This window comes from Methylobacterium cerastii (assembly GCF_022179125.1).
Lineage (GTDB): Bacteria > Pseudomonadota > Alphaproteobacteria > Rhizobiales > Beijerinckiaceae > Methylobacterium > Methylobacterium cerastii.
Genome location: NZ_BPQG01000112.1, coordinates 21,668 through 31,519 on the forward strand (window position 1 = coordinate 21,668; position 9,852 = coordinate 31,519).

14 protein-coding genes are annotated in these 9,852 nt (G+C 72.5%); 12 read left to right on the top strand and 2 right to left on the bottom strand.

Going from position 1 to position 9,852, the window contains the following annotated elements; all coding sequences use genetic code 11:
- The first annotated feature begins 51 nt into the window (after window positions 1-51).
- The gene (pdxH, locus tag MFF13_RS25010; protein WP_147764136.1) at window positions 52-630 is read left to right on the top strand and encodes a pyridoxamine 5'-phosphate oxidase; all 579 of its coding nucleotides are present in this window, start codon (window positions 52-54) and stop codon (window positions 628-630) included.
- Between the two features lie 7 nt (window positions 631-637).
- Here the strand turns inward: pdxH and MFF13_RS25015 are convergent, their stop codons facing one another.
- Window positions 638-1,219, bottom strand: coding sequence for a carboxymuconolactone decarboxylase family protein (locus MFF13_RS25015; protein WP_147831075.1), 582 nt, complete (start codon window positions 1,217-1,219; stop codon window positions 638-640).
- A gap of 230 nt (window positions 1,220-1,449) precedes the next feature.
- Here MFF13_RS25015 and MFF13_RS25020 point away from each other — a divergent pair, with 230 nt between their 5' ends.
- The 5 genes from MFF13_RS25020 to MFF13_RS25040 all read left to right on the top strand — a co-directional run bounded on the left by MFF13_RS25020 (window position 1,450) and on the right by MFF13_RS25040 (window position 4,865).
- Window positions 1,450-2,172 (top strand): SDR family NAD(P)-dependent oxidoreductase, encoded by a 723-nt coding sequence (locus MFF13_RS25020; protein ID WP_147754679.1) that lies wholly within the window; start codon window positions 1,450-1,452, stop codon window positions 2,170-2,172.
- Complete coding sequence (locus MFF13_RS25025) at window positions 2,165-3,271, top strand: hypothetical protein (protein WP_238273261.1); 1,107 nt, start codon at window positions 2,165-2,167, stop codon at window positions 3,269-3,271. Before MFF13_RS25020 ends, MFF13_RS25025 begins: the two co-directional genes overlap by 8 nt.
- Window positions 3,268-3,732 carry an NUDIX hydrolase gene (locus MFF13_RS25030; protein WP_147831079.1) on the top strand — a complete coding sequence of 155 codons (465 nt, stop codon included), beginning with the start codon at window positions 3,268-3,270 and terminating at the stop codon, window positions 3,730-3,732. Before MFF13_RS25025 ends, MFF13_RS25030 begins: the two co-directional genes overlap by 4 nt.
- A 269-nt stretch (window positions 3,733-4,001) precedes the next feature.
- Window positions 4,002-4,451 (top strand): TIGR02301 family protein, encoded by a 450-nt coding sequence (locus MFF13_RS25035; protein WP_238273262.1) that lies wholly within the window; start codon window positions 4,002-4,004, stop codon window positions 4,449-4,451.
- A gap of 159 nt (window positions 4,452-4,610) precedes the next feature.
- Window positions 4,611-4,865: a hypothetical protein gene (locus MFF13_RS25040; RefSeq protein ID WP_147728485.1), complete on the top strand. Its 255-nt coding sequence runs from the start codon at window positions 4,611-4,613 to the stop codon at window positions 4,863-4,865.
- 110 nt (window positions 4,866-4,975) lie between these two features.
- Here MFF13_RS25040 and MFF13_RS25045 read toward each other — a convergent pair whose 3' ends face one another.
- Window positions 4,976-6,313 carry a dihydroorotase gene (locus MFF13_RS25045; RefSeq protein WP_238273263.1) on the bottom strand — a complete coding sequence of 446 codons (1,338 nt, stop codon included), beginning with the start codon at window positions 6,311-6,313 and terminating at the stop codon, window positions 4,976-4,978.
- Window positions 6,314-6,452: 139 nt separating this feature from the next.
- On the opposite strand from MFF13_RS25045, the gene ygfZ reads away from it, so the two are divergent.
- From ygfZ to MFF13_RS25075, 6 genes are all read left to right on the top strand, one after another.
- Window positions 6,453-7,301 (top strand): CAF17-like 4Fe-4S cluster assembly/insertion protein YgfZ, encoded by an 849-nt coding sequence (ygfZ, locus tag MFF13_RS25050; protein ID WP_147831085.1) that lies wholly within the window; start codon window positions 6,453-6,455, stop codon window positions 7,299-7,301.
- Window positions 7,302-7,955: a DNA-3-methyladenine glycosylase I gene (locus tag MFF13_RS25055; protein ID WP_238273264.1), complete on the top strand. Its 654-nt coding sequence runs from the start codon at window positions 7,302-7,304 to the stop codon at window positions 7,953-7,955. It begins immediately after the preceding gene.
- Between the two features lie 29 nt (window positions 7,956-7,984).
- Window positions 7,985-8,557, top strand: a complete 573-nt coding sequence (locus MFF13_RS25060) for an HD domain-containing protein (protein WP_147831093.1) — start codon at window positions 7,985-7,987, stop codon at window positions 8,555-8,557.
- A 19-nt stretch (window positions 8,558-8,576) separates the two neighbouring features.
- The gene (locus tag MFF13_RS25065; RefSeq protein ID WP_147831088.1) at window positions 8,577-9,089 is read left to right on the top strand and encodes a tyrosine phosphatase family protein; all 513 of its coding nucleotides are present in this window, start codon (window positions 8,577-8,579) and stop codon (window positions 9,087-9,089) included.
- 144 nt (window positions 9,090-9,233) lie between these two features.
- Window positions 9,234-9,494 (top strand): exodeoxyribonuclease VII small subunit, encoded by a 261-nt coding sequence (locus MFF13_RS25070; RefSeq protein WP_147754345.1) that lies wholly within the window; start codon window positions 9,234-9,236, stop codon window positions 9,492-9,494.
- An 82-nt stretch (window positions 9,495-9,576) separates the two neighbouring features.
- The coding region (locus tag MFF13_RS25075; protein ID WP_283205840.1) for a 1-deoxy-D-xylulose-5-phosphate synthase N-terminal domain-containing protein at window positions 9,577-9,852 on the top strand (276 nt) is incomplete at its 3' end.

Consider the following 9,852-nt stretch of genomic DNA (forward strand, 5'->3'; position numbering starts at 1 on the left):
ATCGATGAGTCGGGCGGACATGATGCGGTCCCGGACGCCGCGGACTTCACCCTGAGCGACGACCCGTTCGGCCTGTTCGCGGCCTGGATGGCCGAGGCGACCGCCTCCGAGCCCGAGGACGCCAACGCCATCGCGCTCGCGACGACCGGCGCGGACGGGCTCCCCGACGTGCGGATGGTGCTGCTGAAGGGCTACGACGCGCGCGGCTTCGTGTTCTACACCAACGTCGAATCCGCCAAGGGCGAGGAGCTGGCCGCCAACCCGCAGGCCGCCTTCGTGCTGCATTGGAAGAGCCTGCGGCGGCAGATCCGCGTCCGCGGTCCGGTGTCGCGGGTGACGGCCGAGGAGGCGGACGCCTACTTCGCCAGCCGCCACCGCGACAGCCGCCTCGGGGCGATCGCCAGCCGGCAGTCGCGCCCGCTTTCGGGCCGCGACGCGCTGATGGCGGAGGTGGCGGAGCTGTCGGCGCGCTACGAGGACGGGCCGGTGCCGCGGCCGGAGAACTGGACCGGCTTCCGGATCGAGCCGGTGGCGATGGAGTTCTGGCGCAACGGCGACTACCGCCTGCACGACCGCGTCCGCTTCACCCGCAACGGCGAGGGCTGGGACCGGTCGCGGCTTTATCCGTAGGGACGGGTTACGGCACCAGGGGCGGCAGCGGCGGCGCAACGCCCTCGGGCAGCGCGGTGCGGGCGACGTTCATCGTCATGGCGAGCAGCGCGTAATAGCCGTTGATGCCGGTGAGATCGATCGCCCCCTGCTCGCCGTAGAGGGCGACCAGCGCCGCATAGGTCGGGTCGCTCACGGCCTTGTTGCGCTGGAGCTCGGTCGAGAACGCGTAGACCGCGGCCTCCTCGGACGACATGCCGTCCGGCCGGCGGCCTTCCGCGATCGCCTGCGCCACCGCCGGATCGAGGCCGGCTTTCAGCGCGATCGGGTGATGGATCTGCCATTCGATCTGCTGGCTCCACTCGCGGGCCACGATCAGGATCGCGAATTCGCTGATCTTGAACGGCAGGACGCTGTCGTAGCGCAGGTACAGGCCCATCTCGCTGGCGCGCAGCATCAGGTCGGGACTGCGCAACAGCGGCACGAAGGGGCCGAAGACAGGCACCTTCCGCGCGGCCAGGAACGCGTCCGACGCCGCGACTTGGGCCGGGGTGAGGCTGGCCGCCGGGATCGCGGGCATCCGGTCGGTGGGGCGGGCCGTGTTCGGCATGGAGCGATGATCCGGCTGTGCTGGCTGCGGGGCTTGGGTGATCCCGCTCCACGTCCTGCCGGTCAAGCGCCGCGGCCAGTGTTGCGGCGCGGCGAAGCCGCTGGATTTTCGAGACCGCTGCGCTTAGACCGGAGCCTCAATGCGGAGGCCCGCCGGGGTGCCCCGGCGCCGGCCCCGAATGGAAGCGAGGCACGGCCTTGGCCACACCCGGAAACGAACGCCGCCGCATCATGCTGCTCACGGGGGCGAGCCGCGGCATCGGGCATGCCACCGTCAAGCGCTTCTCCGCCGCGGGATGGCGGGTCATCACCTGCTCGCGCCACGCGTTCCCGGAGAACTGCCCGTGGGAGATGGGGCCGGAGGACCACCTCCAGGTCGATCTCGCTGACGCCGCGGACACCGTGCGCGGGGTCCGCGAGGTCGCCGAGCGGCTCGCGAACGAGGGCGGCTTGCTGCACGCGCTCGTCAACAACGCCGGCATCTCGCCGAAGGGCCCGAACGGCGAGCGCCTCGGCGCCCTGCCGACCGACTTCGCGACGTGGCAGCGGGTGTTCCAGGTCAACGTCTTCGCGCCCGTGCTGCTGGCCCAGGGCCTGCGCGACGAGCTCGCCCGCGCCAAGGGCTCGATCGTCAACGTCACCTCGATCGCCGGATCGCGCGTCCACCCGTTCGCCGGGGCGGCCTACGGCACCTCGAAGTCGGCGCTCGCCGGCCTGACCCGCGAGATGGCCGCCGACTTCGGTCCGCTGGGGGTCCGCGTCAACGCGATCTCGCCGGGCGAGATCGACACCGCGATCCTTTCGCCCGGCACCGACAAGCTTGTCGAGCAGATCCCGCAGCGGCGCCTCGGCACCCCGGACGAGGTCGCCAAGGCGATCTACTTCCTGTGCACCGAGGCCTCGTCCTACGTGAACGGCGCCGAGCTGCACATCAACGGCGGCCAGCATGTCTGACCGGCTGGTCCGCTGGTCCCTTCTTCTCGTTTTCGCCGCCACCCCCGCCGCCGCAGAGCCGGCGGTTACGATCCTCGGCCTGCCGTTCCAGGCGACCGCGATGCGCGGGCCGCGCAGCGAGGTCGCGGTGGCGGTGGCGACCTCCGGGCTGATCCCGCTGGCCCGCTCGGCGAACGCGGCGGCGCCGGAGGCGGGCGACGAGGAGAGCGCGCCGCTGATCGTGGTCTGGGGCAAGGAGGGCGGCGCGGCGCTCAGCCTCGTCGACGGCACGATCCGCACGACGCTGCTCGGCGCCGAGGCGATCGAGGGCCTGGCCGCCGCCGAGACGCCACGCGGCGCCCTGCCCGGCTCGCGCCGCGCGCTGTGGGGCGCCGTCAGCGCCTACCTCACCGGGCCGACCCGCGCGATGGGCACCGCCACGCCGGCGGCCGCTGGCCTCACCATCCGGGAGCGCCAGCCGGTGGCGATGGGTGGCGACCCGAAGCCTGTGCCGGTCTCGACCGTGACGGTCTCGCCCGGGCCGGAGGCGACCTTCGCCGCCGCGCGGCCCCGCGCCGTCCGGGTCGCCGGCAAGCTCGCCTTCGTCGCCGCGACGTTCCAGGGCGGCGAGGCTTCCGGCCTCGCGCTCGTCGCCCGGGCCGGCATCGGCGACTGGTCGGTCGCCGCGCGGACGCCGCCGCAGGACGGCGCGCCGCTGCGGATCGCGGCCGTCGCCGACTTCGCCGGCACCGGGTCGCCGCGGGTCGCCGCCATCCTCGCGAAGGGCGGGCGGCTTCAAGTGTGGAGTCCGGCCGCCGACGCCTTCACCCTCGACGGCGAGGCCCCGGGCTATGCGGCAGGTTCGGGTGACGTCGACCTCGCCGCCGCGGTCGAGGGCGAGGACAAGGCTGCGCCGGACCTCGCCCTGCCCGGCGCCGACGGCACGGCGCTCGCCCTGGTCTCGCTGAAGGGCGGCATCCGCGAGCGGGCGCGGATCGCGCTCCCTGCGCCTGCCGCCTTCGGCGTCGCCGCGCTCGGCCGCGGGCGCCAGGCGCGCATCCTGGTCGGGATGTCCGACGGCCGCGTCGCCGTGGTCGCGCCGGACGGGGCGACGCCGTGAGCGAGGCCGAGACGCGCCTGTTCCCGCTGCGCCCCTTCGTCGGCGCGTCGATCGCGGTGATCCGCGACGATCGCGTGCTGCTCGCCGCGCGGGCCAACGCACCGATGCGCGGCGTCTGGACCCTGCCCGGCGGCCTCGTCGAAGCCGGCGAGGCCATCGCCGACGCGGCCCTGCGCGAACTCAAGGAAGAGGTCGGCCTCGACGCCGAGATGGTCGGCGTGCTGCCGCCCACCGAGATCATCCAGCGCGAGGCCGACGGCCGCGTGCGCCACCACTACGTCGTCCACCCGCACGCGGCGCTCTGGTGCGGCGGCGAGCCGGAGGCCGGCCCCGAAGCGCTCGCTGTCCGTTGGGCGACCCGCGCGGAGTTGGCGGAGCTGGAGACGACGCCCGGCCTCGCGGACACGCTCGCCGCCGCGTTCGCGAAGGTCGAGGCCTATCGGTCGGCGGGTGGCCGATGAAAACGGTTTCAGCCGCCGTTGACCCAGTCCCGCAGCCGTCCAACCGCTCGGGTAGGCCTTTCGCGCACTACTCGCCGCAGAACGTGCGGATTTCACGAACCCCGTTGTCGTCCCCTCCTCGCCATCCCGGGTCGCCTAAGGCGAGCCCGGGATCCAGAACCGCGGATGGTGATCCAGCTTGCGCTGTCGGCGGCTCTGAATCCCGGGCTCTGCTGCGCAGGCCCGGGATGACAGGGAGTAGGAAGACACCAAGCGGCTCATTCGGGCGGATGATCGCCACGCTGCGAACGATCCTCTTGGTTTTCGGCTGTCTCGCCGCCGCCGCGCACACGCCGGCCCTCGCCCAGCAACGCCCGGCGGCGCGCCCGGCCGCGAAACCTGCCGAGAAAGAGCCGCCGGCCCCGCCTCCGGAGCAGGCCGCCCCCTACGACCGCGACCTCACGCGCCTGTCCGAGATCATCGGCTCGCTCGCCTTCCTGCGCGGGCTCTGCGCGGGGGCCGACGCCGCCGAGTGGCCGAACCGGATGAAGGCGCTGATCGAGGCCGAGGGCGTCACCCCCGGCCGACGCGACCGCCTCGCCGGGGCCTACAACCGCGGCTATCGCGGCTATGCCGCGACCTATCGCGTGTGCACCCCCGCGGCGCACGAGGCGACTGCCCGCTTCGTCGCCGAAGGCGAGCGCCTGTCGCACGCGCTGGCCGGGCGTTTCGGCGGATGATGCAGCCCGGCCACACCCGCGAAGCATCCGGGAAAACCGCGGTATTCGATCGGTCGCGTTAACCGCTTCGCAATTCCCGGCTGGTCGCGGACCCATGAGCCGCCTATCATCCCCTCCGTACGCCGGGCCTCCAGCCCGCGCGCAACGGATACGATCGCCATGCAGAACAGCACTCAGACCGCCCCGTTCGAAGCCGACGTGGACGAGAAGCGCGCCGCCCTGGGCTACGTGTCCGAAGCGTTCGCGGAAGGCTGTCTCGACGGCCTCGACGGAGATTGCATGGCCCAGGCCGCCCTGTTCGCGGCCTTCCAGGAACTCGTGATGACCTATGGCGAGGAGGCCACCGCCCGCTACGCCGAGGGATTCCCCGAGCGTATCCGCGGCGGCGCCTTCACCACCGCGCTCCAGCACTGAGGGCACGTCCGATCGACGCCACCGGCCGGTTGCTCGCCCTCGGCGCGGGCATCCGGCCAACCATCTCAGGCCCATGCGAGGGGTCGGCCTAGACACCGAGGCCTGACGGTTCAGGCCCGCGGCAGCGCTTCCTCGAAGACAACGGCCTCGCCGCGCGACGGCTCGGTCAACACGCCGTCCCACATCACGCGGGCGCCGCGCACCACCGTGCCGACCGGCCACCCCGTCACCACCTTGCCGTCGTAGGGTGTCCAGGCGCTCTTCGAAGCGATCCAGTCGTTGCGGATGGTCTCGCGGCGCTTGAGGTCGACCACCGTCACGTCGGCGTCGTAGCCCAGCGCGAGGCGTCCCTTGCGCGCGATGCCGAACAGGCGCTTGGGCCCGGCGCTGGTGAGATCCACGAAGCGCTCGAGCGAAAGGCTGCCGGCCGCCACGTGGTCGAGCATGATCGGCACCAGCGTCTGCACTCCGGTCATCCCCGACGGCGAATCCGGATAGGGCTTGGCCTTCTCGTCCAGCTGGTGCGGCGCGTGGTCCGAGCCGAGGATGTCGGCGACGCCCTGCTCCAGGCCCCACCAGATCTTCCGGCGATGCGCCTCGCCGCGCACCGGCGGGTTCATCTGCACGAGGGTGCCGAGGCGCGCATAGGCCTCGTCGCCGTTGATCGTCAGATGGTGCGGCGTCACCTCGACGCTCGCCACGTCCTTGTGGTCGGCGAGGTAGTCCATCTCGTCGCCGGTGGAGATGTGCAGGATGTGGATGCGGGCGCCGGTCTCGCGCGCCAGCGCCACCAGCCGCCGGGTCGCCTGCATCGCCACCTCGGGCGAGCGCCAGACCGGGTGCGAGGCCGGGTCGCCGGGGACCCGCAGGTCCTTGCGCGCGCGCAGCATCGGCTCGTCCTCGGAATGGAACGCGGCGCGGCGGCGGATCGCCTTGAGGATGGCGCGCACGCCCGCGTCGTCCTCGACCAGCAGCGAGCCGGTGGAGGAGCCGACGAACACCTTGATGCCGGCGGCCCCCGGCAGCCGCTCCAGCTCGGCGAGCGCGCCGACGTTCTCGTGGGTGCCGCCGACCCAGAACGCGAAGTCGCAATGCATCCGGTGGTGCGCGCGCGACACCTTGTCGGCGAGCGCGGCGGCACTGGTGGTGAGCGGGTTGGTGTTGGGCATCTCGAACACCGCGGTCACGCCGCCCATCACCGCGGCGCGCGAGCCGGATTCCAGGTCCTCCTTGTGGTCGAGGCCCGGCTCGCGGAAATGCACCTGCGTGTCGATCACGCCCGGCAGTAGGTGCAGGCCGGTGCAATCCTGCCGCTCGCCGACCGTCGCCTGCGCCAAGTCGCCGATCGCCGCGATGCGTCCGTCGCGGATGCCGAGGTCGGCCCGGTGCGCGCCGTCCTGGTTCACCACCGTGCCGCCGGAGAGGACGAGGTCGAAGGGCTTGTCCATGGGAAACGCCTTGCGCGAGCGCCTTGGTTGAGGCCGGGTCACCGGCGGCTTATGTCACGCGTCATCCTCGCGCAATCGCGCAGCCCGGAAGGCCTCACCTCGCCGAGCGAGGCCTCGCGGCGCCGACGAAGGAACTGCCATGCCGATCGCCCTGCTGCCGGACCGCGCCCTCGTCCACGTCACCGGTCCTGACGCCCCCGCCCTGCTCCAGGGTGTGATCACCTGCAACGTCGAGACCCTCGGCGAGGCCGAGGCCCGGCTCGGCGCCCTGCTGACGCCGCAGGGCAAGATCCAGTTCGACTTCCTGATCTCGCCCATCCCCGGCGGCTTCCGCCTCGACATCGCGTCCGAGCAGGCGGCGGCCCTGGCCAAGCGCCTGACGCTCTACCGCCTGCGCGCCCAGGTCGAGATCGCGGTCGACCCGACCGTCGCCATCGCCGCATCCTGGGATGGCGCCACCACCGCGGCCGAGGTCGACGCCGTCGCCGACGCGCGGGCGGACGGCCTCGGCGCGCGGCTCTACGCGGCCGTCGGCGCCTTCTCCGCGGATGCGGCGGAGGCGGATTACCACGCCCACCGCATCGCCCTCGGCGTCCCCGAGGCCGGGCGCGACTTCCCCCTCGGCGACGCCTTCCCGCACGAGGCGTTGATGGACCAGCTCGGCGGCGTCGACTTCCGCAAGGGCTGCTATGTCGGCCAGGAGGTTGTCTCGCGGATGCAGCACCGCGGCACCGCCCGCACCCGGATGCTGCCCGCGACCTATCCCGAGGGCGAGGCGGCGGCGCCCGGCTCCGAGATCACCGCCGGCGCCAAGGTGCTCGGGCGGACGGGAAGCCAAGCCGCCGGGCGCGGCCTGGCGATGCTGCGCCTCGACCGGCTCGCCGACGCGATCGCGGCGGGCGAGCCCCTGCACGCCGACGGCAAGGTCCTCACCGTCGCGCGCCCGGCCTTCGCCAGCTTCGCGATGCCCGACGCCGCGGCCGGCTGAATGGCCGAGGCACCGCACGTCACTGAGCCTCACCACCCGGTCGAGGGCCTGATCCATCACCCGGACGGCTGCGCCCGGTGCTGGTGGGCCGGGCTCGATCCGCTCTACGTCGCCTATCACGACACGGAGTGGGGCGTACCCGAGCGCGACGGGCGAGCGCTCTACGAGAAGCTGATCCTCGACGGTTTCCAGGCCGGTTTGTCGTGGATCACCATCCTGCGTCGCCGCGACGGCTTCCGCCGCGCCTTCGCCGACTTCGATCCCGAGGCCATCGCGCGCTTCACCGAGGCCGACGTCGCGCGCCTGATGCAGGATACCGGCATCATCCGGAACCGCGCCAAGATCGTCGGGACCGTCGCCGGCGCCCGCGCCTGGCTGCGGATCGAGGAGAGCGGGCCGGGATTTTCGAAGTTCCTGTGGAACCACCTGCCAGAGGGTCAGCCGGTTCAGGACATTGCCCGGACGCGAGGCGAGATCCAGACCGAGACGGACTTGTCTCGTCGCATCGCCAAAGCCCTGAAGGCGCAGGGCTTCACCTTCTGCGGGCCGGTGATCGTCCACGCCTTCATGCAGGCGGTGGGGATGGTGAACGACCACCTCGTCGGCTGCCATCGCCACGCGCCCTGCGCCGCGCTGGCGGAGGAGGACCGTTGAGCGCCGTGCAGCCGCGGGCCTGGCAGCGGATGCTGTCGGGCCGTCGCCTCGACCTGCTCGACCCCTCCCCGCTCGACATCGAGGTGGCCGACATCGCCCACGGGCTCGCCCGCGTAGCGCGCTGGAACGGGCAGACCGCCGGGCCGCACGTGTTCTCCGTGGCGCAGCACTCGCTGCTGGTCGAGGCGGTCGGCCGCCACCTCCTCCCGGCCTGCACCCCGGAGCAGGGCCTCGAACTGCTGCTGCACGACGCGCCCGAATACGTCGTCGGCGACATCATCTCCCCGCTCAAGGCGGCGATCGGCGACGCCTACAAGGGCGTCGAGCGGCGCCTGCTCGCCGCGATCCGTCGCCGCTTCGGCCTCGATGCCCCGACGCCGGCCTTCGCACGCCTGGTCAAGCGCGCAGACCGCGTCGCCGCCCACGCGGAGGCGGTGCGCCTCGCCGGATTCGCGCCGGACGAGGCGACGCGCTATTTCGGCCGGCACGAGGACCTGCCCGAGCCCGTCCTCGCCCTGCTCGACCCCTGGCCGACGGCCGAAGCCCAGGCCCGCTACCTGGACCACTTCGCGGCGCTGCAGACGACCGCCTCCAAAACCTGACGGAAATCCCGGACCCGAGATGTCGACGCTCCACGTCTGCCCCCTGTCGCGCCTGACCGAGACCGTCGCCGCGACCGGGGCGAGCCACGTCCTGACGCTTGTCACGCCGCCGGCGACGCCGACGCGGCCGGCGAGCATCGCCGAGGGCTGCCACGCGGTCGTCGGCGTCAGCGACATCGCGGTCGCCACGGACGGCTACGTGCTGCCGGCCGAGGACCATGTCCGCGCCATCCTCGACTTCGTCACGTCGTGGCCGCGCGAGAACCCGATGGTGATCCACTGCTACGCCGGCATCAGCCGCTCGACCGCGGCCGCCTACATCGCCGCCTGCGCCCTCGACCCGGCGCGCGACGAAATGGAAGCCGCCGCTTCCTTGCGCCTCGCCTCGCCGTCGGCCACGCCGAACCGCCTGTTCGTCGAGATCGCCGACCGCCTGCTCGGCCGCGACGGCCGTATGGTCGCCGCCATCGCCGCGATCGGCCGCGGCGCGGACGCGTTCGAGGGCGTCCCGTTCCGCTACGAACTCGGCTGACCGGGCCGATCCGCCGCCGTACCGGTGTGGCGCAAACGTCGCCGCAGCCTCGGAAAACCGCCGGTCGCACCCCACCCTGATCGTGCCCGGGGTTGTCGCGGTCGCCGCCTCCGCCTTAGAACCGCACCAAAGGATCCTGTAGGGATGACCGAAAGCCGACCCGACGCGACCGCGATCGCCGCCGACATGCCTTTCGAAAAGGCGCTGGAGCAGCTCGAGGACATCGTCCGCCGCCTGGAGAAGGGCGACGTGGCGCTCGACGAATCGGTGACGATCTACGAGCGCGGCGAGGCGCTGAAGCGCCACTGCGAGATGCTGCTGAAGCGGGCCGAGGCCCGTATCCAGCGCATCACCCTGACACCCGACGGGCGCGCCGAAGGCGTCGCACCCCTGGACGTCGACTGAGATGCGGAGCGTGCGCGCCCTGCGCCCTCGCTCCCCGTCCGAGACTTGAGATGAGGCCGAACCCGTGACGCAGTCCCCCCCGATGCCGGCCCCCTCGATTTTGGACGGTTTGTCTGAGACGTCTGCGTTGCGTTTGTTGCCGGAGGGCGACCTTCCGGCGGTTGCGGAGGCGGTTCGGTCTGAGATGATCGAGACCGTGTCGGTGACGGGCGGGCATCTCGGGTCCGGGCTCGGGGTGGTCGAGCTGACGGTGGCGTTGCACCACGTGTTCGACACGCCCGACGACCGGATCGTGTGGGACGTCGGGCACCAGGCCTACCCGCACAAGATCCTGACGGGCCGGCGCGACCGGATGCGG

What these genes read in the sequence shown, in the direction of transcription:
- MFF13_RS25015 (WP_147831075.1), bottom strand. Translation starts at nt 1,219, where the DNA reads ATGCCGAACACGGCCCGCCCCACCGACCGGATGCCCGCGATCCCGGCG.
- MFF13_RS25020 (WP_147754679.1), top strand. Translation starts at nt 1,450, where the DNA reads ATGCTGCTCACGGGGGCGAGCCGCGGCATCGGGCATGCCACCGTCAAG.
- MFF13_RS25025 (WP_238273261.1), top strand. Translation starts at nt 2,165, where the DNA reads ATGTCTGACCGGCTGGTCCGCTGGTCCCTTCTTCTCGTTTTCGCCGCC.
- MFF13_RS25035 (WP_238273262.1), top strand. Translation starts at nt 4,002, where the DNA reads ATGATCGCCACGCTGCGAACGATCCTCTTGGTTTTCGGCTGTCTCGCC.
- MFF13_RS25040 (WP_147728485.1), top strand. Translation starts at nt 4,611, where the DNA reads ATGCAGAACAGCACTCAGACCGCCCCGTTCGAAGCCGACGTGGACGAG.
- MFF13_RS25045 (WP_238273263.1), bottom strand. Translation starts at nt 6,313, where the DNA reads ATGGACAAGCCCTTCGACCTCGTCCTCTCCGGCGGCACGGTGGTGAAC.
- ygfZ (WP_147831085.1), top strand. Translation starts at nt 6,453, where the DNA reads ATGCCGATCGCCCTGCTGCCGGACCGCGCCCTCGTCCACGTCACCGGT.
- MFF13_RS25055 (WP_238273264.1), top strand. Translation starts at nt 7,302, where the DNA reads ATGGCCGAGGCACCGCACGTCACTGAGCCTCACCACCCGGTCGAGGGC.
- MFF13_RS25060 (WP_147831093.1), top strand. Translation starts at nt 7,985, where the DNA reads ATGCTGTCGGGCCGTCGCCTCGACCTGCTCGACCCCTCCCCGCTCGAC.
- MFF13_RS25065 (WP_147831088.1), top strand. Translation starts at nt 8,577, where the DNA reads ATGTCGACGCTCCACGTCTGCCCCCTGTCGCGCCTGACCGAGACCGTC.
- MFF13_RS25070 (WP_147754345.1), top strand. Translation starts at nt 9,234, where the DNA reads ATGACCGAAAGCCGACCCGACGCGACCGCGATCGCCGCCGACATGCCT.